At 59.7% G+C, this 26,711-nt stretch carries 24 protein-coding genes; 9 read left to right on the top strand and 15 right to left on the bottom strand.

Features of this window, described 5'->3' with window-relative positions:
* Positions 1 to 471: 471 nt before the first annotated feature.
* The 6 genes from NHU87_RS01520 (at position 472) to NHU87_RS01495 (ending at position 6,917) form a co-directional block, all read left to right on the top strand.
* Positions 472 to 1,956 carry an NCS1 family nucleobase:cation symporter-1 gene (locus tag NHU87_RS01520; RefSeq protein WP_253544938.1) on the top strand — a complete coding sequence of 495 codons (1,485 nt, stop codon included), beginning with the start codon at positions 472 to 474 and terminating at the stop codon, positions 1,954 to 1,956.
* A gap of 129 nt (positions 1,957 to 2,085) precedes the next feature.
* The gene (locus tag NHU87_RS01515; RefSeq protein ID WP_253544936.1) at positions 2,086 to 3,369 is read left to right on the top strand and encodes a Zn-dependent hydrolase; all 1,284 of its coding nucleotides are present in this window, start codon (positions 2,086 to 2,088) and stop codon (positions 3,367 to 3,369) included.
* 156 nt (positions 3,370 to 3,525) lie between these two features.
* On the top strand, positions 3,526 to 3,960 hold the full coding sequence (locus NHU87_RS01510; RefSeq protein WP_192343633.1) for a carboxymuconolactone decarboxylase family protein: 435 nt from the start codon (positions 3,526 to 3,528) through the stop codon (positions 3,958 to 3,960).
* Between the two features lie 3 nt (positions 3,961 to 3,963).
* Complete coding sequence (gene sigJ / locus NHU87_RS01505) at positions 3,964 to 4,857, top strand: RNA polymerase sigma factor SigJ (RefSeq protein WP_253544934.1); 894 nt, start codon at positions 3,964 to 3,966, stop codon at positions 4,855 to 4,857.
* 122 nt (positions 4,858 to 4,979) lie between these two features.
* Positions 4,980 to 6,476: a helix-turn-helix transcriptional regulator gene (locus tag NHU87_RS01500; protein WP_253544933.1), complete on the top strand. Its 1,497-nt coding sequence runs from the start codon at positions 4,980 to 4,982 to the stop codon at positions 6,474 to 6,476.
* Between the two features lie 192 nt (positions 6,477 to 6,668).
* On the top strand, positions 6,669 to 6,917 hold the full coding sequence (locus NHU87_RS01495) for a DUF1652 domain-containing protein (RefSeq protein ID WP_253544932.1): 249 nt from the start codon (positions 6,669 to 6,671) through the stop codon (positions 6,915 to 6,917).
* Between the two features lie 404 nt (positions 6,918 to 7,321).
* On the opposite strand, the gene NHU87_RS01490 is transcribed toward NHU87_RS01495, so the two are convergent.
* From NHU87_RS01490 to NHU87_RS01480, 3 genes are all read right to left on the bottom strand, one after another.
* Positions 7,322 to 8,437 (bottom strand): Gfo/Idh/MocA family protein, encoded by a 1,116-nt coding sequence (locus NHU87_RS01490; protein WP_253544931.1) that lies wholly within the window; start codon positions 8,435 to 8,437, stop codon positions 7,322 to 7,324.
* A 290-nt stretch (positions 8,438 to 8,727) separates the two neighbouring features.
* On the bottom strand, positions 8,728 to 9,495 hold the full coding sequence (locus NHU87_RS01485) for an SDR family oxidoreductase (RefSeq protein ID WP_008009686.1): 768 nt from the start codon (positions 9,493 to 9,495) through the stop codon (positions 8,728 to 8,730).
* Between the two features lie 38 nt (positions 9,496 to 9,533).
* Positions 9,534 to 10,601, bottom strand: coding sequence for a phosphotransferase family protein (locus NHU87_RS01480; protein ID WP_253544930.1), 1,068 nt, complete (start codon positions 10,599 to 10,601; stop codon positions 9,534 to 9,536).
* Positions 10,602 to 10,790: 189 nt separating this feature from the next.
* On the opposite strand from NHU87_RS01480, the gene NHU87_RS01475 reads away from it, so the two are divergent.
* Positions 10,791 to 11,186 carry a DUF4280 domain-containing protein gene (locus tag NHU87_RS01475; protein WP_007899527.1) on the top strand — a complete coding sequence of 132 codons (396 nt, stop codon included), beginning with the start codon at positions 10,791 to 10,793 and terminating at the stop codon, positions 11,184 to 11,186.
* A 151-nt stretch (positions 11,187 to 11,337) separates the two neighbouring features.
* Here NHU87_RS01475 and NHU87_RS01470 read toward each other — a convergent pair whose 3' ends face one another.
* The 12 genes from NHU87_RS01470 to tssB form a co-directional block, all read right to left on the bottom strand.
* The gene (locus NHU87_RS01470) at positions 11,338 to 11,880 is read right to left on the bottom strand and encodes a toxin-antitoxin system YwqK family antitoxin (RefSeq protein WP_253544929.1); all 543 of its coding nucleotides are present in this window, start codon (positions 11,878 to 11,880) and stop codon (positions 11,338 to 11,340) included.
* Positions 11,881 to 11,892: 12 nt separating this feature from the next.
* Positions 11,893 to 13,902, bottom strand: a complete 2,010-nt coding sequence (gene tssI / locus NHU87_RS01465; RefSeq protein WP_253544928.1) for a type VI secretion system Vgr family protein — start codon at positions 13,900 to 13,902, stop codon at positions 11,893 to 11,895.
* A gap of 30 nt (positions 13,903 to 13,932) precedes the next feature.
* A complete protein-coding gene (locus NHU87_RS01460) occupies positions 13,933 to 14,943 on the bottom strand; it encodes a hypothetical protein (protein ID WP_253544927.1) in 1,011 nt (336 codons plus the stop codon).
* An 82-nt stretch (positions 14,944 to 15,025) separates the two neighbouring features.
* The gene (locus NHU87_RS01455; RefSeq protein ID WP_253544926.1) at positions 15,026 to 15,604 is read right to left on the bottom strand and encodes a hypothetical protein; all 579 of its coding nucleotides are present in this window, start codon (positions 15,602 to 15,604) and stop codon (positions 15,026 to 15,028) included.
* Between the two features lie 36 nt (positions 15,605 to 15,640).
* Positions 15,641 to 16,207: a hypothetical protein gene (locus tag NHU87_RS01450; protein ID WP_253544925.1), complete on the bottom strand. Its 567-nt coding sequence runs from the start codon at positions 16,205 to 16,207 to the stop codon at positions 15,641 to 15,643.
* 60 nt (positions 16,208 to 16,267) lie between these two features.
* Positions 16,268 to 18,811, bottom strand: coding sequence for a type VI secretion system ATPase TssH (gene tssH / locus NHU87_RS01445; protein ID WP_253544924.1), 2,544 nt, complete (start codon positions 18,809 to 18,811; stop codon positions 16,268 to 16,270).
* Between the two features lie 2 nt (positions 18,812 to 18,813).
* Positions 18,814 to 19,839, bottom strand: a complete 1,026-nt coding sequence (tssG, locus tag NHU87_RS01440) for a type VI secretion system baseplate subunit TssG (RefSeq protein ID WP_253544923.1) — start codon at positions 19,837 to 19,839, stop codon at positions 18,814 to 18,816.
* On the bottom strand, positions 19,803 to 21,596 hold the full coding sequence (tssF, locus tag NHU87_RS01435; protein ID WP_253544922.1) for a type VI secretion system baseplate subunit TssF: 1,794 nt from the start codon (positions 21,594 to 21,596) through the stop codon (positions 19,803 to 19,805). Before tssF ends, tssG begins: the two co-directional genes overlap by 37 nt.
* Positions 21,580 to 22,023: a type VI secretion system baseplate subunit TssE gene (tssE, locus tag NHU87_RS01430; RefSeq protein ID WP_253544921.1), complete on the bottom strand. Its 444-nt coding sequence runs from the start codon at positions 22,021 to 22,023 to the stop codon at positions 21,580 to 21,582. Before tssE ends, tssF begins: the two co-directional genes overlap by 17 nt.
* 15 nt (positions 22,024 to 22,038) lie before the next feature.
* On the bottom strand, positions 22,039 to 22,542 hold the full coding sequence (locus NHU87_RS01425; RefSeq protein WP_038984147.1) for an Hcp family type VI secretion system effector: 504 nt from the start codon (positions 22,540 to 22,542) through the stop codon (positions 22,039 to 22,041).
* A 74-nt stretch (positions 22,543 to 22,616) separates the two neighbouring features.
* Positions 22,617 to 24,104, bottom strand: a complete 1,488-nt coding sequence (tssC, locus tag NHU87_RS01420; RefSeq protein WP_038984146.1) for a type VI secretion system contractile sheath large subunit — start codon at positions 24,102 to 24,104, stop codon at positions 22,617 to 22,619.
* Positions 24,105 to 24,132: 28 nt separating this feature from the next.
* Complete coding sequence (tssB, locus tag NHU87_RS01415) at positions 24,133 to 24,681, bottom strand: type VI secretion system contractile sheath small subunit (protein WP_253544920.1); 549 nt, start codon at positions 24,679 to 24,681, stop codon at positions 24,133 to 24,135.
* 228 nt (positions 24,682 to 24,909) lie between these two features.
* Here tssB and NHU87_RS01410 point away from each other — a divergent pair, with 228 nt between their 5' ends.
* The gene (locus tag NHU87_RS01410; RefSeq protein WP_253545614.1) at positions 24,910 to 25,380 is read left to right on the top strand and encodes a type VI secretion protein; all 471 of its coding nucleotides are present in this window, start codon (positions 24,910 to 24,912) and stop codon (positions 25,378 to 25,380) included.
* On the top strand, positions 25,377 to 26,708 hold the full coding sequence (tssK, locus tag NHU87_RS01405; protein WP_253544919.1) for a type VI secretion system baseplate subunit TssK: 1,332 nt from the start codon (positions 25,377 to 25,379) through the stop codon (positions 26,706 to 26,708). The genes NHU87_RS01410 and tssK overlap by 4 nt, the downstream gene beginning before the upstream one ends.
* Positions 26,709 to 26,711 lie beyond the last annotated feature (3 nt).

Genomic DNA, 26,711 nt, shown 5'->3' with positions numbered 1-26,711 from the left:
TGACCGTTTTAACTTATTGAAAAATAACGATTAAAACTGAAAATCACCAAAATGGTGAGGTCTCTCACCATTTTGACGCACTTGACAGGTTCCAAAAATAGACGAGATTTTCTATGTGAAATCAGCCGCTTGTGGATGGTCTATGGTTGAGGGCGCAGTCTTTCAAAAAGATCGACGCACCAGATTGAGTCCTGACTGTTCGGACAACTTGCCTGACATTCGGCCTGAGTGGCATGGCAAATGACCCCGGATTCAATAGTTGGATACATAAAGCTGATTAACATCAGTTGGTTAGCAAAATTTTATGGCATGGCCCGATGCGCAAGCGGGGCACCCGGCACGTTTATTGATGCCGCCGCTGACACCTTGGCCGGTCCATGAAAGTTGTCAGTTTCTCCGGCCATCGTCCGGCTCGCGCACTCGCGCCAGCCCCTGATGAGCAAAAATAATCAAAAGAACAGTGGAGCGGCCATGCAACAGATCAGATCGCAAGTGACCGAGCGCGACGGCTTGTTTGAGCTAGAAGCCGGCAGCGACGTCCTCGACAGTCCCCGTTATAACCACGACATGGCACCGACCAAGGTGCGCGAACGAACCTGGAACAAATGGCACATCACCGCCTTATGGGTCGGCATGGCAATCTGTGTGCCGACCTACACCCTCGGCGGCGTACTCACTGCCTACTTCGGCCTGAGCGTCGGCGAAGCGCTGCTGGCGATTCTGTTCGCCAACATCATCGTACTGATTCCGCTGACCTTGAACGCCTTCCCCGGTACCAAGTACGGCATTCCGTTTCCGGTGTTGCTGCGCTCATCCTTTGGCATCCTCGGTTCGAACATTCCGTGCCTGATCCGTGCCCTGGTGGCGTGCGGCTGGTTCGGCATCCAGACCATGTTCGGCGGGCTGGCGATTCACCTGTTTCTCGGCTCGGTGTTCGATGACTGGAAAGCCCTCGGCGGCACCGGTGAAGTGATCGGCTTCATGGTGTTCTGGGCCTTGAACCTGTGGGTGGTGATTCGCGGCGCGGACTCGATCAAATGGCTGGAAACCCTCTCGGCGCCGTTGTTGGTGCTGGTGGGTGTAGGGCTGCTGGTGTGGGCGATGCCGAACGTATCGATGAGCGAGTTGATGGCGATCCCGGCCAAGCGTCCGGAAGGGGCCAGCGTGGTCAGTTACTTTGCCGCCGGGCTGACTGCGATGGTCGGCTTCTGGGCCACCTTGTCGCTGAACATTCCGGACTTCAGCCGCTACGCGAAAAGCCAGAAGGATCAGATCGTCGGGCAGATCATCGGCTTGCCCCTGACCATGTTCCTGTTCGCCTCCCTCGGCGTGGTGATGACGGCCGCTTCGGTAAAACTGGTGGGCGTTACCGTCTCCGATCCGGTCACGTTGATCGGCCATATCCAGAGCCCGGTCTGGGTTGCACTGGCCATGGCGCTGATCATCATCGCCACGTTGTCGACCAACACCGCGGCCAACATCGTTTCGCCGACCAACGACTTCCAGAACGTTGCACCCAAGATCATTAACCGCACCAAAGCGGTGATCCTCACGGGGCTGGTCGGCTTGGCGCTGATGGCCCATGAGCTGTTGAAGAAGCTGGGGCTGATCGTCTCGGATTTGAGCCTTGAGACGGTGTATTCCAACTGGTTGCTGGGCTATTCGAGCCTGTTGGGCCCGATCGCCGGGATCATGGTGGTCGACTATTTCCTGATCAAGAAACAGCAACTGGACCTGGCCGGTCTCTACCGCGATGACGTTTACCCGGCGTGGAACTGGTTCGGCTTTATCGCGTTCGGCGTGCCGGTGGCGTTGACGCTGCTGTCGCTGGGCAGCGATGCGTTCAGCTGGTTTTACAGCTACGGCTGGTTCACCGGCTCGGTCCTTGGTGGGCTGATTTATTACGGGTTGAGCGTGATGCGGCCGAGTCCTACTGTTGTGAAAACTGCGGTTTGATCGTTCCCACGCTCTGCGTGGGAATGCAGCCCGGGACGCTCCGCGTCCCAGAAGCGGACGCAGAGCGTCCATGGATGAATTCCCACGCGGAGCGTGGGAACTATCAGAAGAAAAACTGAGGAGATCACCATGAACGCTGCCATAGACGTTCTGCAGTCCACCCACCAGCACATCAATCGCGACCGTCTGTGGCAGTCGCTCATGGACCTGGCCAAACTCGGTGCCACGGTCAAGGACGGTGTCTGCCGGCTGGCCCTGACCGACCTCGACCGCCAGGCCCGGGACATCTTCGTGAACTGGTGCGAGGAGGCCGGCTGCACCGTCAGCATCGACGCTGTCGGCAACATCTTCGCCCGTCGTCCGGGGCGCAACCCGAATCTGCCCCCGGTGATGACCGGCAGCCACATCGACACTCAACCCACCGGTGGCAAGTTCGACGGTTGCTTCGGCGTGCTGGCCGGGGTCGAAGTCTTGCGCACCCTTAATGATCTGGGCGTGGAAACCGAGGCGCCGCTGGAAGTGGTGGTCTGGACCAACGAAGAAGGCTCGCGTTTCGCCCCGTGCATGATGGGCTCCGGCGTGTTCGCGGAAAAATTCACCCTCGAAGAAACCCTGGCCAAGGTCGATGCCGAGGGTGTGACCGTCGGCGAAGCCCTGAACGCCATTGGCTATGCCGGGCCGCGCAAGGTCAGCGGCCATGCGGTTGGCGCCTATTTCGAAGCGCACATCGAGCAAGGCCCGATTCTTGAGGACGAGCGCAAAACCATCGGCGTGGTGATGGGCGCCCTTGGGCAAAAATGGTTCGACCTGAAACTGCGCGGCGTCGAAGCCCACGCCGGCCCGACGCCGATGCACCTGCGCAAGGACGCTCTGGTCGGCGCCTCAGTGATCGTCGGCGCGGTCAATCGCGCCGCCCTCAGCCATCAACCCCACGCCTGCGGCACCGTCGGCTGCCTGCAAGCCTACCCCGGCTCGCGCAACGTGATTCCCGGCGAAGTGCGCATGACCCTGGACTTTCGTCATCTTGAGCCGGCTCGTCTGGACTCGATGATCGCCGAAGTTCGCGAAGTCATCGAAACCACCTGCGAGGAACATGGCCTGACCTTTGAACTGACACCCACCGCCGACTTCCCGCCGCTGTACTTCGACAAAGGCTGCGTCGAAGCGGTACGCGGCGCCGCTCAAGGGTTGGGTTTGTCCCACATGGACATCGTCAGCGGAGCAGGGCACGACGCGATCTTCCTCGCCGAACTCGGCCCGGCCGGGATGATCTTCGTGCCTTGCGAAGGCGGCATCAGCCATAACGAAATCGAAAATGCCGCGCCGGATGACCTGGCCGCGGGGTGTGCGGTGTTGTTGCGGGCGATGCTGGCGGCTTCGGATGCGATTGCCCGTGGTGAATTGGCCGCTTGAAGGTCAAAAGATCGCAGCCTTCGGCAGCTCCTACGCGCCTGTGAGCGCCGCCGAAGGCTGCGATCTTTCGCTTTTTACCTATTAAAAATTGCCCCCACGTCACAAACCCGAATCCTCAATCGTCATCCTGTTGAACCCCTCTAGCGGAGCAACACGATGTCGTCCAACACCCAACCGGTCAATTTGCTGCAATCCATCCCTCAGGTTTTCGAAAGCCTGACCCAAGTCCATGTCACCCTCGACAGCCATGATTTGGACCCGACGCTCAAACACCTGCTGCATCTGCGTGCTTCGCAGATCAACCAATGCGGTTTCTGCGTGAAGATGCACACCCGCGAGGCGCGCGAAGCCAATGAAACCAACGAACGCCTGGACCGCCTGATCGTCTGGCGCCATGTCAGCGATTTCAGCGCTGCCGAACGCGCCGCCCTGGCCTGGACCGAAGCCCTCACCGTACTCGACGAAAAGACCGATTACGCCACCCTGCGCGGCGACTTGCGCGAACACTTCAACGACGCGCAGATCGGCGCCTTGACGGCCGAGATCGGCATGATCAACCTGTGGAACCGTTTGCAGGTGTCGAGGCACTGATCGATGAACTCCGCTGAAAACGCCGCCGCTGTGTTCGAACAGCGCCGGCCCTTTTTGCTCGGTCTGGCGTATCGCATTCTCGGCTCGCGCACCGACGCCGAGGATGTGGTGCAAGAGCTGTTCATCAAATGGCTGGAGGCCGACCGGGCCTCCATTACCACGCCAGCCGCCTGGCTCACCACGGCCTGCACCCGGCACTGCATTGACGTGCTGCGCTCGGCGCACACGTCACGGGTCGACTACATCGGCACCTGGCTGCCGGAGCCGATTCACACCACCCATCAGCATTCACCCGAACACATGCATGAATTGGCCTCGTCATTGTCCACCGCGTTCCTGCTCTTGCTGGAACGGCTGACCCCCAAGGAGCGCGCCGCGTACCTGCTCTACGAAATTTTCGACATGGATTACTCGCAAGTGGCCGAGGCGATCGGCGTCCAGGAAGCGACTTGCCGCAAGCTCGTGTCCCGGGCCAAGACCGGTCTGGGCAGCGGGCAAATCCGCTATCAGCCGGAGCCGGCGCGTCAGGACCAGTTGCTGAACGCCTTCCATAGCGCCATCGCCAGCGGCTCAACCGCGTCCCTCACCGCGCTGCTGGCCGAAGACGTCGAACTCTGCGCCGACGGCGGCGGCAAGGCCTCGGCCATCCGCGAAACCCTGTTCGGCATCAACAGCGTGCTGGACTTCATCGGCCAGTCATTGCACACCTACTGGCAGACGTACGAATGGCTGCCCACGCAAATCAACGGTGCTCAAGGCGTGATCATCAAAACCGACGGTGAACTCGTTGCATCGCTGAGTTTTGGTTTTGACGAGGATGGACGGGTGAACCGGATTTTCATCATGCGTAATCCGGATAAGTTGGCGGGGTTGGAGACGGGGTTGGAAGTGCAGTAATCCATCGGCCCGAAATGATCTTGTTGTCCCGGCAGCCGCTTCATTCGCACTATCAGAGCCCCCGGCGGTCGTAATCTTCACAGGGCGGCGCGTAACGGCGCCGTCGCAATCGTGGAGATCCAATGAGCCAGGACGTCCTGACCACCGAAACCAATCGCCGCCAGTTGCAGCAGATCATCGCCGGCCTGTCCGACGGGGTGATTCTGCTGGAGCTCGATCAGACGATTCTCTGGGCCAATGACGCCGCGCTGACCATGCACGGGGTCAGTCGGATTGGTGAACTGGGGGCCAATGCCAAGGAATACGCGAAGCGGTTTGCCTTGCGCTATCGCAACAATCACCCGGTAGCGATGGAGCATTATCCAATCAGCCGCGTTGCCCGCGGCGAGGTGTTCAGTGATGTGCTGGTTGCATTGACGCCAGTCGAAAACGACGAGCGCACCTGGGTTCACAGCGTGCGCAGCATGGTGCTGACCGATCGCGCCGGCGAGCCGGAGTCGTTGGTGCTGATCATGAACGACGTCACCGAGTGGGCCAGCGCCGAGCAGCGTTTCGAAAAGACCTTCAATGCCAACCCGGCCCCGGCGGTGATCTGTCGCCTCAGCGATTTGCGCTACATCAAAGTCAACCAGGGCTTCCTGGAAATGACCGGTTATGCCCGCGATCAGGTGATAGGCGCTTCGACCTATGAGCTGGATGTGCTGGAGCGCGCCGAAAACAAGGACCTGGCCAAGCAGCGTTTGCGTGACGGGGCAACCATTCCGCAGATGCAGGCCGAACTGCAATTACCCGACGTTGGCAGCAAACAGGTGATCGTTGCCGGACAACCGCTCGAGCTCAACGACGAAGATTGCATGCTGTTTTCCTTCGTCGACATGGAGCTGCGGCACAAGGCCGAAATTGCTCTGCGCCAGAGCGAGGAACGGTTCGCCAAAGCCTTTCGCCTTACCCCGGTGCCGATCCTGGTGTGCAGCGCCGACGATCAAGTGGTGATGGACGTCAACGAAGCCTTTCTCGATACCCTCGCGTTTTCCAGTGAAGAGGTGCTCGGCAAGACCGTGGCGCAACTCGGTTTTATCGAGGACGCGGGCACTCGCACGCGACTGTTTGCGGCCCTGGAGAAAACCGGGCGCGTGGATCGCATCGATATCAAGGTGCGCGGGAAGGATGCCGGGTTGATCGATTGCGCGGTTTCGGCGGACACCGTGAACATTCAGGAGGGTACTTGTTACCTGCTGGTGTTGATGGACATCACTGAGCGCAAACGCACCGAGCTGGAATTGGTGTCGGCGATCGAAGAGGTGATGAAAGACGCCTCCTGGTTCAGTCGCACGCTGATCGAGAAACTGGCCAATGTGAAGAACGTAAATTCCCCGCAATTGCCCAGTGTGTCGTTTACCGAACTGACCGCCCGGGAGCGCGATGTGCTCGGCCTGATTTGTGAAGGCCTCGCCGACAAGGAAATCGCTGCGCGCCTGAAACTGGCGCCTAATACGGTGCGTAATCATGTGTCGACGGTGTATTCCAAACTCGATGTGCACAGCCGCAGTGAAGCGATTGTCTGGGCTCGCGAACGGGGTCTGTTCTCCAGTGAGAGTAGGCCCAAGGGGCAACGTTAAGATGCAAATGCACTAGTTGGGGTGGTGCAATTTGATGTTTTGCTCAGGGGCTGCTTTTTCTAGGCTGTGAGGGTGTGATACGAGGCTTCGGGTCGTATCGCGTCCTCTTCGATGCAGCTAAAGGAACAGCCACATGAGTGCGAACAGATCAAGCGTGGGGTCGATTTTACGTCGTCGCCAAGGTGAACCGGGATGATTCATCTGACGCAATTACGTATGCAATTGGAACTCAGCTTTTCGCCATTGGCCTGTGAGTGTGCGCTTACAGGGGATAATTCGTTGACGGTGAAGCTTTATCATCCGGCGACGGGGCAGGTGGATCTGGTGGTCAGTGGGTTGAACATGGCGATGCTCAGGACGCCAGAGGCAATGGCGGCGTTGATTGAAGAGCTGCGGTATGAGCTTCAGAGCAGTGGCCTGCATCGGTCCGCTGCTTCATAGACGCCGGCGTGCCAACAAGGGCGATCTGTTTCTCGCAGCTGGCTGGTGGATTTTGTGCGGATGTTTTGTTGTCACACATAGGTGTCGATCACTTATCGCGGGTCAGCCTATGAACAGTTTTGGAATACCTACTTTTTCGCCACTGTCGCTCGTACTCTGCACGGCGATTCTGGGTGGTTGTGCGAGTCCGCCGCCGCCACCACCCGCTGCGCCGCCACCGGCACCGGTTCGTACTTGTCAGACCTCCGAAAATACTGATGTGCAGGGTGATATGAGGGTTGAAGGGCAGGTGACCCGGACCACGACCCTGACCCGTTGCGTCACTCAGTAAGCCTGCGTCGGTGTGATGGCGTGTACCGCCAGTGGCCCTCTGTTCAACTGGCGTGCGTGGCTTGAGCGTCTGGTCAGATTTCTTCGATCCTGACCCACCGCGACTCCTGTGCCGCCAAACGGATCGCCGTCGCCAGGCGTTCGACTTCCCATGCCTGCTCGAAATCCGTCCCAACCTGACCGAGGCCGGCCAGCGCCATCACCAACTCATGCACTTCAAGGGTCTTGAGTTCGTTGTAACCCAACTGATGCCCCGGTGCCGGGCTGAAAGCGGCATAACCCGGCAAATCCGGCCCTGCCAGCAGCCGTTGAAAACCGCCTTGCCCTGCGCGATACATCCGCAGTTCATTCAAGCGTTCCTGATCGAACGCCAGGGTGCCCCGGGTGCCGCTGATTTCAAAACTCAGGTGATTCTTGTAACCGTGTTTGAGCCAACTGCTGCTGAACGTGCCGCGCGCGCCGTTGGCGAACCGCAGCAACGCGTGGACCTGATCGTCAACCGCGACCTCGCGTCGTTCCTGACCACCCAACGTAACAGGGCGTTGGGCATGCACGGTCTGGGTATCCGCGCACACCGCCTCGATATCGCCCAGCAGATGACGGGCCATGGCCAGCAAGTGACTACCAAGATCCGCCAAGGCACCGCCGGCGTAATCGGCGTCGCAACGCCAGGACCAGGGTGAAACGGGATCGGCCATGAAGTCTTCGCTGAATTCGCCCTGGAAACTGATGATCTGCCCCAGCGCTCCGTTTTGAATCAGATCCCGAGCGAGGCCGATGATCGGGTTGTGCTGATAGTTGTACCCGACCCGCGTCACCACGCCTGCAGCTTTAGCGGCCAGGCGCATGGCGCTGGCCTGTTCGAGGTTCACCGCCAGTGGCTTTTCGCAGTACACCGGTTTGCCGGCGGCGAGGGCGGCCATGGCCATGGGGCAGTGCAGATGATTAGGCGTAGTGATAGCGATCAGGTTGACCTTGGGATCATTGATCAGCTGTTGCCAGTCGCTGTGAGCGGCATCGAAGCCCCAAGCGTCGGCGCAATGTCGGGCGCGTAGCGGGTCGGCGTCTGCGAGGGCGGCGAGCTTGAGCTTCAGCGGCAATTCAAAAACGGCGCTGACGTTGCGAAAGGCCAAGGCATGGGCGCGGCCCATGAAACCTGTGCCGATGAGTCCGATACCGAGTTCGCGCATAGCCGGGGTCCTTTGGATTCTTATTTTCAGGAGGGCTATTTATGGAATAAATATTCCTAATGTGCAAATGATGGAATAAATATTCTTATAATTGGGTCCGATATGGCTGCGATCTGATCGTTCCCACGCTCCGCGTGGGAATGCAGCCAGGGACGCTCCGCGTCCCAAAAGAGCGGACGCAGAGCGTCCGGTGAGGCATTCCCACGCAGAGCGTTGGAACGATCAGTGGTGAGTACTGAAAACTGAAAAGGCAGCCCTGAGGCTGCCTTCGGTTTATTCGCAGTACCGAATCAGGACAAGAACCCCCCATCCACATTCAACGAAACCCCAGTGGTGTAGCTCGACGCATCACTCGCCAAGTACAACACCGCCCCGGCCATTTCACTCGGATCCGCCACACGCTTGAGCGGAATCTGCTGCAACGCGGTTTTCAGAATGGCGTCGTTTTTCACCAGCGCCGAAGCAAACTTGGTGTCGGTCAGACCCGGCAGCAAGGCGTTGCAACGGATGCCGAATTGCGCGCATTCCTTGGCGAAGACTTTGGTCATGTTGATCACCGCTGCCTTGGTCACCGAGTAGATGCCCTGGAAGATCCCCGGCGAAATACCATTGATCGAGGCGACGTTGATGATGCTGCCGCCGCCGTGTTCGCGCATCAGTTTGCCGGCTTCCACCGACATGAAGAAGTAGCCGCGAATGTTCACATCGACGGTTTTCTGGAAGGCGCTGAGGTCGGTGTCCAGGACGTTGCAGAACTGCGGGTTGGTCGCGGCGTTGTTGACCAGAATGTCCAGGCGCCCGAACTGTTCGCGGATGCCGGCGAAGACTTGGGTGATCTGTTCCATCTCACCGATGTGGCAAGCGACGGCGGTGGCTTTGCCGCCAGCGGCGATGATCGCATCGGCGACGTGCTGGCAGCCGTCGAGTTTGCGGCTCGAAACGATGACGTGGGCACCTTGCTGCGCCAGCAGTTTGGCGATGGCTTCACCGATGCCGCGGCTGGCGCCGGAGACGAAAGCGATCTTGCCGTCGAGGTCGAACAACTGAGTCTTGGACATGATTTTTCCTTGTTTATGGGCCCGGTCAGCGGCCGTGATCAGAGGCTGGATTTCGAGATGACTTGCAGGCTCATCTGCTCCAGCAGTTTGTTCATGTGAATGAACTGTGCGAAGCGTTTGTCCTGGGTCTGACCATGGAAGAAGCGGTAGTAGATCTGCTGCACGATGCCGGCCAGACGGAACAGGCCGTAGGTGTAGTAGAAGTCGAAATTGTCGATCTGGATGCCGGCGCGCTCGGCGTAGTAATCGACGAATTCACGGCGGGTCAGCATGCCTGGGGCGTGGCTTGGCTGGCGACGCATCAATTGCACCGGCGCCGGGTCATCGGCCTCGATCCAGTAGGCGAGGGTGTTGCCCAGGTCCATCAGCGGGTCGCCGAGGGTAGTCAGTTCCCAATCCAGCACGCCAATGATCTGCATCGGGTTCTCGGGGTCGAGAATCACATTGTCGAAGCGGTAATCGTTATGGACGATGCTCGACGTCGGGTGATCGGCCGGCATCTTGTCGTTGAGCCAGGCCTTCACCGCTTCCCAACTCGGCGCATCCGGCGTCAGGGCTTTTTCATAGCGCTCGCTCCAGCCTTTGATTTGCCGTGCTACATAGCCTTCGGGTTTGCCGAGGTCGCCCAGGCCATAGGCCTTGTAGTCGACCTGGTGCAGTTCCACGAACTTGTCGATGAAGCTCTTGCACAGGGTTTCGGTCTTCGCTGAATCAAGGCCCAGTTCCGGCGGCAGTTCGGAGCGCAGGATGATGCCCTTGACCCGTTCCATCACATAAAACTCGGCGCCGATCACTGATTCGTCGGTGCAATGCACGTAGGCTTTGGGGCAATAGGGGAAACCGTCTCGCAGCTGATTGAGGATGCGAAATTCGCGGCCCATGTCGTGGGCGGACTTGGCCTTGTGACCGAATGGAGGCCGACGCAGGACGAATTCCTGTTCGGGGTATTCCAGCAGGTAAGTCAGGTTCGATGCACCGCCCGGAAACTGGCTGATTTTCGGCAAGCCGCTCAGGCCCGGAATGTGCGCCTTGAGGTACGGATCGATCAGGCTGGCATCGAGTTCTTCGCCAGAGCGGATACGGGTGGACTGGTCAGTAAGCGCCATGCTTATCCCTTCTGCTTATTTTGGAGGCCAGACATCATTGGCTAATCTAATGGTGCGCCGGGGTCGCCACAAGCGCGGTTCGGTCTTATAGGTTAGCGTGTTGCTGGATAATCAGCGTTCCTGATGTGCGCGAACAGGCTCGGCGGACTATGGTTCAGGGGAGTGCTGCTTCCAGGAAGGAGATTCGACATGGGCTGTCCGCAAGTTTGCGCCACCGCGACCCTGCAATGCAGTTTCGGCGCGGCACCGGCGGTACTCAACGTGCTGCCGGTGAACCGCACGCTGACCGGGGGCATGCCGGCGGCGAACATCATGGACCACATTCCGCTGGTGAACGTCATGCCGTTCGGCACGTGCATGAGCATGGCCAACCCGATGGTCGCGGCCGCCACCGCTGCCGCGCTGGGCGTATTGACGCCGATGCCGTGCATCCCGGCCACGGCCACCCCCTGGATTCCCGGCGGCGCGCCGACCCTGCTGCTGGGCGGCATGCCGGCCATCGATGCCAACAGCACGTTGATGTGCAACTGGGCCGGCGTCATCAAGATCGTGATGCCAGGGCAAATGCAAATGCTGATTCCCTGACTTCCAACAACCTTTGTAGCAGCTGGCGAAGCCTGCGTTCGGCGGCGAAGCCGTCGTGAAATCAGCCACCTCGCAGTGTCAGGAATACCTTGTATTCAGGGTTTGCGACGGCTGCGCCGTCGAACGCAGGCTTCGCCAGCTGCTACAGGGCTCAGGTCTGCTCGGGATCACTCCAGCGCCGAAACCACCAACGCACCCGTGAAATCGGCTTGCCTTCAGCATCCAGCGGTCGCCCATCGCTCGCAAAACCCTGTTCCGGCTCCAGCAACTGACCATTGAGATATCGAGCCTCGACGGCAGTTTTACCGTTGGAATGAAAGCGCTGATAGCGTCCGTCGCGCACACCGTCGCGGTAGAACTCGGCCTCCGCCAGTTGCCCATCGGGAAAGTAATTGAACGCCTCGCCATCCAGCAGCCCTCGGCGGTAAGTCGCCTTGCGCTGTAGCCAGCCTTGCGGCGCATAGAAACTGGCGATCCCTTGCAGCTTGTCACGAACAAACGGCAGCTGCGCCGAGACCTTGCCATTGGGGTGGTAAAGCAGGGTAGTGCCTTGCAGCTCGCCCTGGCTGTACTGCAAATCGGCCTGCGCGCGACCGTCATCCTTGATGTGCAACGCACCGTCGAGCTGGCCATCCAACAAGCGACCTTTGAGGTGTTTATCGTTCTGCTGCAGGTCCAGCGGCGTGATGGCCATCGGTTCTCCTCGTCAGTTGACCTGCACCAGACCACCCTTGATGGTCAGCATGCCGCCGCCATCCACGGTCTGCGAAGCGGCGCCCTTGTTGGTCAGGCTGATCCCGGCATCGTTGGTCATCGTCGTCCCGGCCTTGTTCTCCAACGAGGTACCGGCCTGATTGCTCAGGGACGTGCCGGCCTTCTGGCTGATCGAAGTACTGGCCTCGGCCGCCAGATCGGCGCCGCTTTTGATCGTGAAACTGCCACCGCTTTGCAAGGTCAGAGTACCGGTCACTTTGATGGTCAGATTGCCGTCCACCGTCAGGCTGTAATCACCCGTGACCTTGTGCGTGTAGTTGCCGCCGGTGCTGTGGGTCTGGTCTGCGCCCACGGTCACCGTGCGACTGTCCTTCACATCGAGATTGTCGCTGCCCGTCTGGATGGTCACGCTGCGTTTGCCTTTCTCCAGCGTCACGGTCTCATCGCCTTCTTTCACCGTGCGCGTGCGGGCGTTCTGCACGGTGAGGGTTTCGTCGTGGCCGACGGTGGCGGTGGTGTCGTTGAGCACGTTGATCTTCAGATCCTTCTGCGCCTGCAGAAACACCTCTTCGGCGTCCTTCTTGTCCTCGAAGCGCAACTCGTTGAAACCACCGCCGCCCTTGGATGATTGGGTCTTGATCCCGGACTGGGTCTGATTCGCCGGCAGCGCATAGGGCAGGGCGTTGTCGCCGTTGTAGACGCAACCGGTCACCAGCGGTCGGTCTGGATCGCCATCGATAAACGTCACGATGACTTCCTGGCCGATCCGCGGCACGAACTGCATGCCGAAACCCTTGCCGCTCCAGGGCAACACTACCCGCACCCAACAGGAACTGGCTTCGTCGTTCTTGCCGTCGCGATCCCACGGGAACTGCAACTTGATCCGGCCGTATTCGTCGGTCCAGATTTCTTCGCCGGATTTACCGACCACAATTGCTGTTTGCGTGTGCATGCGCGGCTTGGGTGTGGTTCTCGCCGGGCGAAAAGGTGTGGTTTTGGGGATGGCTTCGAAGCGGTTGCGATAATTGTCATGGCTGGCTTCGTGAGTCACCGCCGTCACCACCCAATCGATATTCAACGTCGAATCATCGTGCCCTGCGAGGGTGAACCAGTGCCCAGGCACCAGCCAGCGGCAATCGCTTTCACCGACGAAACGTTTCTCCTGACTGCGCAAGCCGTCGACCCGTTGCTTGGTCAACGCATCGCCGCGCGTCTTGGCGTTGTAGCTGCCCGGATGCTCGTACATCGACCGCGGCCCGGCGACTGCTTCGGCCTTGCTGTAGAGCGAGGTGGTCGGGGTGGTGAACTCGTAATCTGTCGCCTGATACACCCCGGCCACTGCCTGCACACACACCTGCCCGGAGCGGATACCGTGCAATTCACGTTCACCCAACTGCTGGCTGAGATAGCTGACTTTCGGCCCGTTGGGAATCTGCACAAACGCATCATTACTGTCCCCCAACACCAACGTGTGCTTGCCGTCCTCGTGGGTGAAAAACCAGAAAATCCCTTCATCCTCCAGCAACCGCGAAACGAAGGCGAAATCGGTTTCGCCGTACTGCACGCAGTATTCGCGCGGGGTGTAACTGCCGCTTAGCTTCAGCAGGAAATCGGTGAACCCGTGGGCCTTGAAAATCGTGGTGACGATGTCAGAGGTGCTGAGGTTCTGGAACACACGGTTGTTGCTGGCCAGGGTCAGCCACCAAAGCCACGGGCGCAGCACCAACTGATAGCGTTCGGCGGTGGCGTCGGCGGGTAGTTGGCGGATTTCGGCGACGAGTGCGTCGAACGGGCGAGTTTGGGCGTCGTTGTGCAAGGTGGTGGTGAGGTGGGTGGCGATGGCGGTGGTCAGGGTTAATGAGGTGCCGTCGTTGAGGCAATTCAAGGTCTGCCTGCCTAGGCCGTTGAGGGCTTCCTCGCCGCAAATGGACTCAGGATACAGCGCCGCCAACGCTGAGGCAGTCAGCGAAAGGCTGGTGTTGCTGTCAATGGTGCGTGGCATCGAGCAACCTCAGGTGATGGTTAAGGCATGCTATTTCGGGTGTTCGATGTTATTTCGGGTTTTTACTAGCTCGCGAAATTCTGTACGTCTACTTTGGGGAATAACGCAGATGATTTCCGCTTTGTGCCAATACGTGAAGGTACTGGCTGGGTAGTGGGCATAAGCATCGGGTTTTTTAGATAAATTTGCTTGCCAGATATCGATGGCAATGCCGTCGCCGGATTTGATATCACCTAGGGTATTAGCGACGCAAACAAAGTAATGATCATACTTTTTAGTACCCATAATGACCACTTCGCATCGATCGAAGTATTCATCATGGACCAACGTGTGAACAGCCGCGGCGGCACAGCTAAAGCATCTTCCAAATGTTGACTTCAGGACCATGCCTCCCAACAGAACCCAGAACTCTGGGGCTTCAAGCGGTTTGCCTGCGATTCTCAGTGTAATTTCTACCACGCCCGAAGCAGAGCCTTTTTGTTGCGTTGTGATCGGGTCATCTTTTGTGTAGTTGTAAACGCCATGTTTGTTGGTGGGAATATCCGTTACCGTGATCTTCGCCCAGAGCTTTTCATACTTTCTTATTTGCAATTCAATAGGCCGCACACCACTGGAAGAAGAAAGACTCAGGCCAGAGGCGGAAGCAGGGGCGAGGCCAAGACCAAGACCACTGGAAGAATTCCCGGACACAGGCGCAACGCTGCTGCCCATCCTTATCGTTGTCGGGACGCTCGAGGAGGAACTGCTGGCAACCGGCGACAAATTCGGTCCCTCGGCGGATTTCAGGTGGGTGTTGAGTTGCACATAGAGTGCCGACGTGGTCTTGAGTCGGCTATAGGTAACATTCTGATAGGTGAAGGCCTCGTTGCATTGGTCAGTGAACCATTCAACGGCTTGTTTGAGCACGTTGTCATACTGACTGCTATCGATAAGCTGACGAAGAAGGTTGGCGGCGGCCTTGCTTTCAGCGCTCTTGAGCCAATGAAAGCGGATGGCGTGCCAGGCTTTCAGTGCTTCTTCAATGGTGGCTCTGTATTTCATGGTCGATCCTTATTTGTTGCTAGCGGGTAAAACGTTGCTCAGGCTAATAATCAAGTGTTGGCTATTACCAATAACTATGCTGTCACTTGAACTTGCCGCCCTTCTCATGTATGGCAGCTTGGTTGTCGCTGACCCAGCCGCCCATCTCGGTGTCATTTCCATAGGTGTAGCTGTACATCAATACCGAATTTCCGATATAGGGATCGAGCTGCGGTCCACAAAGATGACAGGGACTTAGTTCGATATAAATACGGGTGATGAAGTTGCTGTAGTCGCCATCCGGAAGTGCAACGCTGTTGATCGCTTGGGCCAGTGCACTGATTTCCGCATGTCCGCGTAGGGTCGTAACTACTTTCTTGGTTGTGGTGGTGTAGGTTCCGAGGAGATCCAGTTTCAGTGCGCTGTCGCCGAATTTGTACATTAGTAAGCCACGTGCGGAATCGAAATGTTCGATCAGCGCGAAACAGGTTCCATGGGACGCTCCCGAACCGGCCAAGGCGCGGCGAGTCGAAGAGGATTCATGGCAAATACTGGCCAAGTCGGGAATGGTGCCGCCATTAGTGGCTTGGTTAGCGGCTAGCCAGGTGGCGTACATGGGGTTTGCCCCTGTCATTGCCACATTGCCGCCTGAGTAACGACCAACTTTATGTCTTTCCGTCATGCCAATATCCTGCTGAAATGGCTCGGTATGCGTTAGCTACTTGAATATTTTGTAGATGGTAGCGTTACTGATTTTTCCTATTATCTCCACTGCGGCGATGGCGTTCGAGCGGGAAGAAAACGAACCGTAGTAGTCCCAGAAGGCGATTCGCCATTCGATGGTTTTCCCGATGCCATTTATGAACTTGCTGAGTTTCGGTGCGCAGCCTTTCGGCCATGTTCCGAATTCATCGGAAAATATATTCGAAGAGTCCAGGCATGGACTGTGTGTAAGGAAAATATCCACAATTCTAGGGTCGTCTGTTTTATTTACTTCTTTTCGGTAGCCATCCCAACTCCGGATCATGATTTCTTCTGCATGTCCGCCAAGCACGGTAGGTTTGCAGGCAACGAGATTGCCTTTTTTTATTTCCAATCGCTGCACTTGCCGTCTGTTATATCCGGCTAAACCCGACCCGTCCGAAAAGCGCTCTGACCATATTGTCCAGAGCATGCTGTCATCATTATCCCAACGCATCAGTAATCCCACCTCACCTGGTGAATTGTGGTTAATCATGCGATTGACGGCCTTTATAAATTTGGGAGAGAAATCTATTTCCGACATAGTCCTTTACCTCTTCAAACAGTGTTCAAGCGTTTATTCCCTGCACCTGGCGGGAATAGTTCATTCCAACACCCACTCCGCCAACTTCCCTGTCACCTGCGTCATCAACACATTCTCAACATCCCTTGCACCCGCCGCACTGCACTTGGCCAACACCGCCTGCACAATCCCGGCATCAAACTCAAATTGCTTCCCGGTCGCGGCCTTATACCGCCCACGCAACTTCTCCAGTTTCGCCAACACAATCCCTTCCAGCGTCGCCTCATCCAGCGGCCGATATGCCACCACCGTCATGCGTGCCAGAAACGCTGGCCGAAACGCCTTCAGCAACACTTTATGCAGCGCTTCATTGAAGGCATCGGTGCCCAGTTGCGACACCGGTGTATCGAGCAGTAATTCAGCTCCAACGTTACTGGTCGCAAGCATCACGGTGTTTTTGAAGTCCACCACCAGGCCGGTACCGTCCTCCATCACGCCTTTGTCGAAGACGTTGTAAAAGGCTTCGAGCACATCCGGGTGGGCCTTTTCGATTTCGTCGAGCAGCACCACCGAATAGGGTTTGCGTCGCACCGCTTCGGTGAGCACGCCACCGCTGCCATAACCGACGTAACCGGGCGGGGCGCCTTTGAGTTGGCTGACGGTGTGGGCTTCCTGGTATTCGGAGAGGTTGATGCTGATCAGGTTGCGTTCACCGCCGTAGAGCGCATCGGCCAACGCATAAGCGGTTTCGGTTTTGCCCACGCCCGTGGGGCCGACCAGGAGGAATACGCCGACCGGTTTTTGCGGGTCGGTGAGGCCGGCGCGGTAGGCTTGCAGGCGTTGAGCGATGGTGTTCAGCGCGGTGCTTTGGCCCATGACTCGCTGGCCCATGCGTTGGCCGAGGGTGCGTACGGCGTGGGCTTCGTCGGCGAGCATCTTGCCTACCGGAATGCCGGTCCAGCCGGCGATGACGGCGGCCACGGTTTTTGCGTCGACCTGTTCCGGCACCAGCGGATCGTCTTGGCGTATGGCGTCCAGACCGGCCTCGAGTCGTACCAGTTCGGCGGCCAGATGATCGATGCGGCTGTCGGTGGCTTCGTCCGGTTTGTCGTTGTCGGCGCGCTCGCTCAAGGTGAGTAATTCGCGGCGAGTTTCCAGCAGTTCGCGCACGGCAATCCGTTCTTCGTTCCAGCGGATTTCCAGGTCGCGAATGGCTTGCACATTACCGACGGATTCGGTTTCCAGCAGGGTGATGCGTTCACGATGATCAAGCCCGGTGGCCTGTTCGCGACGCAGGCGTTCGACTTCGTCTTTGAGGCTTTGCTGGCGATGGCGCAAGCTTTCCAGCGGTGGCGGCACGTCGTGCTGGCCGAGGGCGACCCGGGCGCAAGCGGTGTCGAGCACACTGATGGCCTTGTCCGGCAACTGGCGCCCGGAGATGTATCGATGGGACAGTTTCACCGCTTCGTGGATCGCCGCGTCGAGCACTTGCACGCCGTGGTGCTGTTCCAGTTTCGCGGCCACGCCACGGAGCATTTCCACGGCAGTGGTTTCGTCCGGCTCCTCCACCTGCACCAACTGAAAACGCCGGGCCAGGGCCGGGTCTTTCTCGAAGTATTTTTTGTACTCAAGCCAGGTTGTTGCGGCGAGGGTGCGCAACTCGCCACGGGCCAGCGCCGGTTTGAGCAGATTGGCCGCGTCGCTGCCACCTTCCGCGCCGCCAGCACCAATCAGGGTGTGGGCTTCGTCGATAAACAGAATGATCGGTTTGTCGGCGCTGCGCACCGCGTCAATCACGCCTTTGAGCCGCTGCTCGAACTCGCCTTTGACCCCGGCACCGGCCTGCAACAACCCGAGGTCGAGTACCCGCAGGCTGACTTCCTGCAGCGACGGCGGCACATCGCCGGCGGCAATGCGCAAGGCCAGGCCTTCGACCACTGCCGTCTTGCCCACGCCCGGCGCGCCGACCAGGATCGGGTTGTTCTGTCGACGCCTGAGCAGGATGTCGATGCACTGACGAATCTCGCCGTCGCGGCCGACGATGGGGTCGATGCGCCCGGCGTGGGCGTCGGCGGTCAGGTCCTGGGTGAACTGATCGAGCACCGAATCCTGTTTCGGCTGCGGCTTGCCGGCGCTAACGGGCCGCGTGCCGCCGACGTGTTCGCGAGAGTTTTCGGTCCACTCCAGCAGATTGCTGCGCAATGCTTCCCGGGGAATTTTCAACAATGACGAGGCGCTATTGAGCAGCAGGCTGCGGCGCTCATCGCGGTCGAGCAAGGCCAGCAGCAGCAAACCGGAACGGATGCTGTCGAGACCGAGCACGCTGGCTTGCACCACCGCGTCTTCGAGCAAGCCGATGGTTTGCGCCGAGAGCGCCGGGGTGCGGGTGCTGCCGGATTTGAACAGTTCCAGGGCCTTGTTGATTTCCGCCGTCAGGGCATCGCGCTCCAGGCCGAAGCGCGGCAGCAGCCAGGCGAAGTCACCGCCCTCGATATCTAGCAGCTCCAGCAGCAGGTGTTCGATTTCGACGTAATGATGACCCCGTTGCAGGCAGCGTTGCGCGGCCCGTTCGAGGGCGCGGCGATTGTCCGGGTTGAGGCGTCCGATCAGGCTGGCCAGTTCCATGTTCAGGTGATCTCCAGCTGACGAAGGCGGGTTTCGATCTGTTGCACGGCGAGACTGGTCTGGCGTTGCAGGCCGCCGTTCCAACTGAGCAAGGGCGGGGCTTGGCGACCGAGTTTTATCGGGCTGGCGCCGCGCACCAACAGCACCAGGGTGCAATCCAGATCGGGGCCGAAGTACAAAGCACTGAGGCTGGCCAGTGCTGGATGGGATTCACCGTCCGGCAGAAATCGCGCCGCCTGCGCCGAGGTCAGCGGGCCGAGGGTCAGGCGATAGCCTGCGTGTTCATCCCAGACTCGGGTGCCGGCCACGGCGCTACGGCCCAGTTGCAGATTGCGGCCTCCCGGTTGCAGGCGGCTGCGACTGGCGGGTGGGATTTCCCGCCAGGCACCTTCATAGGCGCTGAGTGCGACCGGCAGTTCGAAGTGCTCGCGCACGATCGCGGCGAAGCCGGCGAGGGAGCGACGCCCGTCGGCAAACAGCGCGCTGCACGCCAGTACTGCGGAATCGGGAACGGCCTGACGTTCCTGCAAGGCTTTGGGCAACAACCCGGTCAGCGCCCGCAGTTGCGCCTGCACTGGGGACACGCCGGGGGCCGTGAAGCCGATGGCAATCCGGTGTTTGCGCATCACCTTGTACAGCAGGCTGAGCAAGCGATGCTGGAACAGATCAAGGAACTCGGCCGGTGCATGATCCTTGGCGCGTGCCCGTTGCTGCAGCCATTCCTGATAGGCGTAGGGCAGGGGGCCATCGGGCCCGCCGAGGCCAAACACCGGGGTACTGAGCGTCGGTTGCTGGCCGGCTTCCTGGGTCAGGCTTTCGATTTCGCTGGCGGAAAAAAGCGGCGTCAACGGGCCGCGCAGGCGCAGGGCTTCCGCTTGAGGCGCAGTGCCGCTGCCCAGGGATTCAGCTTGCGGGTGTTCGCGCTCCAGCAGCAGCAACGCCTGCAACAACTCGAACGCCTGTGGGTCGCGTCGCAGCTTCTGGCTCAGGCTCAGAGGGAGAGTGGCATGCCGGCTTGGGGTTGCCATGTCTTGACCTCCTTGTCTGACTGGACCAGGACCGTGCGCACAAAGCGATTGGCCGTGGCATAGAGTGAAAAGAACTGCGCCAGCACCGCTGAAAACAACACGGCGCTGCTGCCGACGAAATGCTGCGGATCGAGTTGCAGCTGAACCTCCAGCCCATTGCGCCAGCCGCGCCACGCGTCTTCGCCGACATGGGCGATCACCCGTTCGCAGCCAAGGCCCAGCAAGCCTTCAATCTGTCGCAGGGCGCTGGCCTCGTCGCGCAGGTTGTGCAACTGGAGGATTTCCTTGAGGGCATCCAGTGCCTGCGGCCCCTCGACCAGCGACAAATGATTGAGGGTCAGTTGCGACACCAGACGCCAACGGGATTCGCCATCCAGTCGCGGCAAGCTCTGTGGGCTGGGTGGGTTGCGCAGACGAGCCCAGGCCACCGGCCCCGGTCGTTCGAAACCCAGTGGTGTCCCAGCGGGCAGGCTCTGGGCCAGGTGTCGGTTGGTGCACAGCAGTTCGGCGGTGAGGCTGTATTCGATCGCCTCGGACAATGGATCGAGGCGGGTGTCCACCAGGCTCACCATCAGGTCGGTGCCCAGACGATTCGGGGTCATGCCGCTGACCCGTCGCGCGTGCCAGTAGCATTGCTTTTCACCGCCGATATGCTGGCTGCCGTAATAGGCGGGAACGCGTTGCACACCCAGACTGGAACTGGCGCGCATCGCCCGGATGCTGTGGATCTCGACGCTGTTTTCCCGATGACTGTCGGCAACCAGACGGTACTCGCTACGGGTGCCGTCCGGGCGCAGAGGCTCCGAGGTTCGCGGAAACAGATTGATCACCGGCGCACAGCCCAAGGCAAAGTCGCTGGCTTGAAGGTGCAGCCGGTTTGCCGGGGCGCGGTCGAAAACGATGTACAGGTACAGCGTCTGGCTGTCGCTGGTAGCACCGGCCAACGGGATATCGAAGAAATTGAATTTGTCCGGGAAGGCGAAATACTCGGCGAGCAGGCGCATGCCCGGATGCACACCGTCCTCGTCCGGCAACAGCACTTCGTCGCTGGCAAAACCGACGATGTCTGGCAACCCCGCCAGCACTTTCGGCACGCTGCCGATGGGGCCGGCCAGCACCTTCACGGCGTGGGCGCCGAGCAGGTCATACAGGCAGGCGTTGATCACCGGGGAGGCGGCCAGGTGCACGCGTAACTGTTTGATCGCCAGCTCCGACCATTGGCTTTCACCGAGGCAGCGCAGGCTCAGGCGCAGGGCCGAGCGCGCTTGCGCCACACCGGTCAGAGCCTGTGCTTCATCGCTGCCCAGCAGCAGTGCTTCGTTGATTTCTATCGGCCATAAGCGAACCGCGGCGCTGGTGCGGAAATGGATGCTTTCGCCTTTGCTGGTGGTGACGAACAGTGGCGTGTCGCGTGGCAACGGGTAACCGCCGGCGAGGTTGCCTTTGCTCGGGTCCGGCTCGAACTGCACGATCGCGCAGGACGGCAACGGCCGCATGGCCAGCGGGTAAAGCTGTTCGAGCAAGGCGTCGCTGAATTCGGCGTAGTCGTCATCGAGCCGTCGTTGCAGGCGTGCCGCGAGCAAGGCGAAACCTTCGAGCAGTCGTTCGACATGCGGGTCGGGGCATTCACCGGGGGACAATTCCAGGCGTCTGGCGACCTTGGGATAACGCTCGGCGAAAATGCTCCCGGCGTGCCGCAGCCAGGTCAGTTCGCGCTGGTAGTAATCGAGCAGTTGCGGGTCAATCGAGTCGCTCATGACGCACCTCAAGGCCATCGCTGACCTTCTCGATGACAAATGCCACGGGCCAGTGCTGCTGGCCGCTGCGCAACTCGCCCAGTAGCCGAATGCTCAGTTGCTGCGGATGGCCGGGGACCGGATTGACCTGAACCTCGCCCAATTGCAGGCGCGGTTCGAAGTGGGTAATGGCCTCGCGGACTTCCCGCGCCAACTGACGACGGTCATCGCTGCGCTGCTGTTGCAAAGCGGTCCAGTCAGCGATGCCGTAGTCGAGAATGCTCGGTGGGGAGGTCAGTGGACGTTGGCCGCGTCGAGTGTTGAACAAGCGCAGCAACTCCGTGTGTACCGAGTCGAGCAGCCCCTGGCGATCGAACACCTGCACGGTGTCGACCTCGCTTGCGGCGAGGCGCTCGAACAACGGTGGGAGCATGCCGGTGCCTGCCATGGCCGACGCGTCCGCTTACTTGGCTTTGATGAGTTTGTTGGCGGCCATGTCCCAGGTCGAGGCGGCCGTGCCTTCCTTGGTGCCGTCGTCTTTCTGTGCGGTGAGTTCCCATTTGATTTTGGTGAAGTTCAGCGACAGGGTTTCCACCGGTTTGCCACCGGTACCGCCACTGACGCTGACGTTGGACAGCACGACGTTGGTCAGGGTGTAGATGATGAACGGCATCAGCTGACCGCTGCCTTCGGCGGCGTTGCGGCCGATGGTGATTTTGGCTTCGGGGATTGGTTTGCCGGCGCAGCAATATTCGTTGAGAGAGGGCGTCGAGCTGTCGACAAATTTGGTCAGGGTGAACTCGCCGATGTGCGGCTTGCCGGAGGTCCGCTCCGAGTTGCTGACGTCGTTGGTCACCTGCATCGCCACGTTGTGGCTGTAGGACATGACTTCGATCTTGTCCTTGTAGCCCTCGAGCAGGCTATCGCCTTTGATGTCGCCGCCGAGGTCGAGAATGATTGCATCCATCGCATGAAACTCCTGAAAGTAATCGTGCTAGATAAGCAGAGGGAATCCCGCCGGGTTGGCCGGCGGGAGGCAGGTCAGGCGGCTACCGGTGGCGGCAGGGTCGCGACCAGGCGGATCGACGCGGTCAGCTCTTCGAGCTGGAAGTGCGGCCGCAGGAACACCGTGGCCTTGTAGGCGCCCGGTTTGCCGGCGACCTCGGTCACATCCACTCGGGCTTCACGCAACGGGTACTGCGCCTTGATTTCTTGCGGCGCGTTGTCGTTGATCAGCACGTAGTCGGCGATCCAGTTATTGAGGTAGGTCTGCACGTTGTCGCGGGTCATGAAGCTGCCGACCTTGTCGCGCATGATCACCTTCAGGTAGTGCGCAAAACGCGAGGCTGCGAGCACGTACGGCAACATCGCCGAAATTCGCGCGTTGGCGTTCGCCTCATTGGTGTTGTAGAGCTTGGACTTGTTGGTGGTCTGGCCACCGAAGAACACCGCCACGTCACTGTTTTTCTTGTGGCACAGGGCGATGAAACCGAGGTCGTTGAGCTCTTTCTCGCGGCGGTCGGTGATCGCCACTTCGGTCGGGCATTTGAGCGACAGGTCGCCAGAGGTGGTGCGGAAGGTATGGGCCGGCAGGCCTTCGACCGCACCACCGCCTTCGGCACCGCGAATCGCCGCGCACCAGCCGTACTTGGCGAAGGCTTCGGTAATCCGTTGCGACAAGGCCCACGCGGCATTGCCCCACAGGTATTTGCCGTGGTCGCTGCCGTTGACGTCTTCGACGTAGTTGATGCCTTCCACCGGCGACGTGTCAGGGCCGTAGGGCAGACGCAGCAGGAAGTGCGGCAGCACCAGCGACACATAACGCGAGTCTTCGCTTTCGCGGAACGAGCGCCACTTGATCAGCTCCTGGCTCTCAAAGACTTTCGACAGGTCACGCGGCACGGCCAGTTCGGTGAAGCTGTTCATGTCGAACAGTCGAGGACTGGCGGCGGCAATGAACGGTGCGTGAGCGGCCGCGGCGACGTTCGAGAGTTTCTCCAGCAGGCCGATGTCCTGCGGATGCCGGCCGAAGGTGTAGTCACCCACCAGCAGGCTGAACGGGTGGCCGCCGAAGGTGCCGTATTCCTCTTCGTAGATCTTCTTGAACAGTGCGCTCTGGTCGAACTCGACGGCTTTTTCCAGATCGTTCTGCAGCTCTTTCTGGGTCACGTTGAGCAACCGCAGTTTCAACCGAGTACTGGTTTCGGTGTTCTGCACCAGCATGTGCAGGCCGCGCCAGGAGGCCTCGAGTTTTTGCAGGTCCGGGTGGTGCAACACTTCGTTGAGCTGAGCGCTGATCAGTTCGTCGATCTGGCTGATGCGGTCGTTGATCATCGCCACGGTGTCCTTGTCGATGGCCATGCCTTCGTCGAGTACCTGGGTGGCGAATTCCGCGAGCATGTCGCGGGCGTAATCCTGCTGACTGTCGTCGTGGGCCATGCGGCCTTTGGCGATTATTTCATCGAGCAGGGACAAGGTCTGGGCTGTGCTGTCGCTGGCTTGGCTCTGCGCGGCGGATGAGGCGGGCATGGCGAATTCTCCCTAAGTGGATGAACGATCAGGCTTGCGGTTCGGCCGGTACATCTGCATCGCCCGCGGGGGCGGGAGCGGCGGTTTCCGGGCGGGCCGACTTGATCTCTTGCAGACCCTCGGTGTTGGCGATGACGTCGCGCAACAGCTTGTCCAGATCATCGTTGCCGTCGAGCTTGGTCAACAGATCGCGCAGACGCTGACGGGCTTCGAACAGACGCCGCAGCGGGGTCACTTGCTCAACCACCTTGACCGGGTCGAAGTCGTCGATGTGTTTGAAGTTGAGCTCGATGTTGAGTTTGCTGTCGTCGCCGCTGAGGGTATTGGTGACCTGCAAGGTGGCGCGCGGGCCGATCGAGGCGAGCACTTCGTTGAAGTTGTCGCGGTCGATTTCGGTGAAGCGCCGTTCATTCAGTTTCGGGAGTGGCTCGAGAGGCTTGCCGGAGAGGTCGGCGAGAATGCCGACAACCAATGGCAATTCTTTTTTCTCGATGGCGTTGCCGATTTCGACGTCGTAGGTGATTTGCACCCGGGGCGGGCGAACCCTGTCGAGCTTGTGCTGAGTACTTTCTGCCATGGTGGCTGACTCCGATGCATGAGGCGGGCGCAATGCATCGGGAGGCCCGTTTCATCGCATTCCCTTACTGGACCGTAGGTTAGAAAGGGAGGGCAGAGGACCTGTCATTCCTTTGACGAACCTTCCACATTCGGCGTGTCGACCGAACTACCCAAGACGCTAGAACAGGTCTATAAAAAAGCAAACAAAAAACAATTTTGGACCGTGTCGAGAAAAGGAAAATTCATTTTGGACACCCGTTTTTTTTCTGTGGTTCTGCTCCTGTCACTCGCCGGGTGTTCGTTGTTCGGGCCTCGTGTCGACCTCGATAACCTGACGCTGGACGTCGCGCCCCGCGCCAACGATGACACGCCGATTGCGGTGGACTTCATTGCGGTGAACGACGCGGACCTGCTCAAGCAGTTGTCGGGCATCACCGCCCGGCAATGGTTCGCCGAACGCGAGCAGTTCCAGCGCGACTACCGACAGCTGATGACGGTGTGGGGACTGGAGCTGGTGCCCGGTCAATTCATCGACAAACAACCCTTCCCGCTGGGGGGCAAGCGGGCGGCTGGACTTTTAGTCTTCGCCAGCTATAACACTCCCGGAGCACACCGGTTACGGCTGGACGACCAGAGCAATGCCTGGCTCCTACGAAAAGCGGGCCAGACCGCCCATTTTTTTGCGCGGCGCCACCAGAGGTCGAAGGGAATCGTATGAGTCTGCTACCTGACGCGGTTTGCTGGCATGAGGGCATGCAGTTGTTGCCCCAGCATTTTCAGTTGCAAGGGCTGCGGGCCGAGGCGCTGGTGGCGCATTTTGCCCAGGCCTGTAATCCGTGGTTCTGGGGCGTGACTCGCGTCGAGTTCGATCCTTCGGCATTGAGCGCCGGGCTGGTACGACTGATCAATTTACAGGCGACCTTGCCGGACGGTTTGCCGGTCAATCTGCAGGCTGGTGTGGGGCCGATGCTGGAGCTCGACGTCAGTGAAGCGATCGACGCCACGGACAACGCCACCGTCACGGTGTATCTGGCGATCAGTCCGCTGTGGCGCGCAGGGCAGTTGCTGCCGCTCAAGGGTCGATTGCAATCGGTGGTCGGCGACGCGTTGCCGGATCTCACGAGCGGCGAGTACCCCGAATCGATCACGGTCTGGCGTCCGAACCCGCGTTTGTGCACGCAGTTGAACAAGGCGGATTCCGTCTGCCTGCCGCTGCTGAGAATTCGCAAGGAGGGCGGCGGCTTTCTTCAATTGCCTTACACCCCGCCGACGCCGTGCCTGTTGCCTGAGTCGGTAGTGGGTCGGCGCGTGGCGGGGCTATGTGCCCGGGCGCGGGAGAAATGCATGTTCCTCGCCGGTCGTTTGCGCCAGGCGCAGCAGGCCGGCAATCAGGACGACGCGCTGGAAATTCGCCGTCAGTTGACGGCGCTCTGGGCGCGGCTGCCGGAAGTCGAAGGCCTGCTGAACAGTCGGGTGGCGACGCCTCAGGCACTGTATGGCTTGCTGCTCGGGCTGGCTGGCGCTTGGTCGGCGCTCGATCCATTGGCCGGTGTTCCGGCGTTTGCTCCGCTGGATTTTCTTGAATTGCAGCGCGGCTATGAAGCGGTGCTCGACTGGCTTGAAAAGACCCTCGAACTGATTCGCGCCGGTTACCGCAGCCTGGCGTTCGAACGCAGTGAACAGACTTTCTCGATTCAGTTGCCCGACGACCAACCGAACCAACGGCTGGTCATCGGTTTGCGCATGCCCAACGGTGCCAGCGAACAGGCCGCGAGTGAATGGTTGCGCGGGGCGATCATTGCGTCGCAGCCGCACATCGCGCTGCTCAGTCGCCAGCGCATGAGCGGGTTGTCCCATCAGGCCATGAGTCGCAATGAACAAGTGGCCTACAGCGTTGGCGACGATACGCGGTTGTTTGTGGTAACGGCCGAAGGCCAATGGTTCGACGGGCAGTTGCCGTTGCTGATTGCCGCACCGGCTTCCAGGCTGGCCAGCAGTCCATGGCAAGTGGTGTTGTTTGTCGCCCAGGCGGGTGAAAGTGCTTGATCA

The sequence above is a fragment of the Pseudomonas mandelii genome (assembly GCF_024138395.1).
In the GTDB taxonomy this organism is placed as follows: domain Bacteria; phylum Pseudomonadota; class Gammaproteobacteria; order Pseudomonadales; family Pseudomonadaceae; genus Aquipseudomonas; species Aquipseudomonas mandelii_E.
This window is presented reverse-complemented; position numbering and strand designations above follow the sequence as displayed.

What these genes read in the sequence shown, in the direction of transcription:
- NHU87_RS01520 (WP_253544938.1), top strand. Translation starts at nt 472, where the DNA reads ATGCAACAGATCAGATCGCAAGTGACCGAGCGCGACGGCTTGTTTGAG.
- NHU87_RS01515 (WP_253544936.1), top strand. Translation starts at nt 2,086, where the DNA reads ATGAACGCTGCCATAGACGTTCTGCAGTCCACCCACCAGCACATCAAT.
- NHU87_RS01510 (WP_192343633.1), top strand. Translation starts at nt 3,526, where the DNA reads ATGTCGTCCAACACCCAACCGGTCAATTTGCTGCAATCCATCCCTCAG.
- sigJ (WP_253544934.1), top strand. Translation starts at nt 3,964, where the DNA reads ATGAACTCCGCTGAAAACGCCGCCGCTGTGTTCGAACAGCGCCGGCCC.
- NHU87_RS01500 (WP_253544933.1), top strand. Translation starts at nt 4,980, where the DNA reads ATGAGCCAGGACGTCCTGACCACCGAAACCAATCGCCGCCAGTTGCAG.
- NHU87_RS01495 (WP_253544932.1), top strand. Translation starts at nt 6,669, where the DNA reads ATGATTCATCTGACGCAATTACGTATGCAATTGGAACTCAGCTTTTCG.
- NHU87_RS01490 (WP_253544931.1), bottom strand. Translation starts at nt 8,437, where the DNA reads ATGCGCGAACTCGGTATCGGACTCATCGGCACAGGTTTCATGGGCCGC.
- NHU87_RS01485 (WP_008009686.1), bottom strand. Translation starts at nt 9,495, where the DNA reads ATGTCCAAGACTCAGTTGTTCGACCTCGACGGCAAGATCGCTTTCGTC.
- NHU87_RS01480 (WP_253544930.1), bottom strand. Translation starts at nt 10,601, where the DNA reads ATGGCGCTTACTGACCAGTCCACCCGTATCCGCTCTGGCGAAGAACTC.
- NHU87_RS01475 (WP_007899527.1), top strand. Translation starts at nt 10,791, where the DNA reads ATGGGCTGTCCGCAAGTTTGCGCCACCGCGACCCTGCAATGCAGTTTC.
- NHU87_RS01470 (WP_253544929.1), bottom strand. Translation starts at nt 11,880, where the DNA reads ATGGCCATCACGCCGCTGGACCTGCAGCAGAACGATAAACACCTCAAA.
- tssI (WP_253544928.1), bottom strand. Translation starts at nt 13,902, where the DNA reads ATGCCACGCACCATTGACAGCAACACCAGCCTTTCGCTGACTGCCTCA.
- NHU87_RS01460 (WP_253544927.1), bottom strand. Translation starts at nt 14,943, where the DNA reads ATGAAATACAGAGCCACCATTGAAGAAGCACTGAAAGCCTGGCACGCC.
- NHU87_RS01455 (WP_253544926.1), bottom strand. Translation starts at nt 15,604, where the DNA reads ATGACGGAAAGACATAAAGTTGGTCGTTACTCAGGCGGCAATGTGGCA.
- NHU87_RS01450 (WP_253544925.1), bottom strand. Translation starts at nt 16,207, where the DNA reads ATGTCGGAAATAGATTTCTCTCCCAAATTTATAAAGGCCGTCAATCGC.
- tssH (WP_253544924.1), bottom strand. Translation starts at nt 18,811, where the DNA reads ATGGAACTGGCCAGCCTGATCGGACGCCTCAACCCGGACAATCGCCGC.
- tssG (WP_253544923.1), bottom strand. Translation starts at nt 19,839, where the DNA reads ATGGCAACCCCAAGCCGGCATGCCACTCTCCCTCTGAGCCTGAGCCAG.
- tssF (WP_253544922.1), bottom strand. Translation starts at nt 21,596, where the DNA reads ATGAGCGACTCGATTGACCCGCAACTGCTCGATTACTACCAGCGCGAA.
- tssE (WP_253544921.1), bottom strand. Translation starts at nt 22,023, where the DNA reads ATGGCAGGCACCGGCATGCTCCCACCGTTGTTCGAGCGCCTCGCCGCA.
- NHU87_RS01425 (WP_038984147.1), bottom strand. Translation starts at nt 22,542, where the DNA reads ATGGATGCAATCATTCTCGACCTCGGCGGCGACATCAAAGGCGATAGC.
- tssC (WP_038984146.1), bottom strand. Translation starts at nt 24,104, where the DNA reads ATGCCCGCCTCATCCGCCGCGCAGAGCCAAGCCAGCGACAGCACAGCC.
- tssB (WP_253544920.1), bottom strand. Translation starts at nt 24,681, where the DNA reads ATGGCAGAAAGTACTCAGCACAAGCTCGACAGGGTTCGCCCGCCCCGG.
- tssK (WP_253544919.1), top strand. Translation starts at nt 25,377, where the DNA reads ATGAGTCTGCTACCTGACGCGGTTTGCTGGCATGAGGGCATGCAGTTG.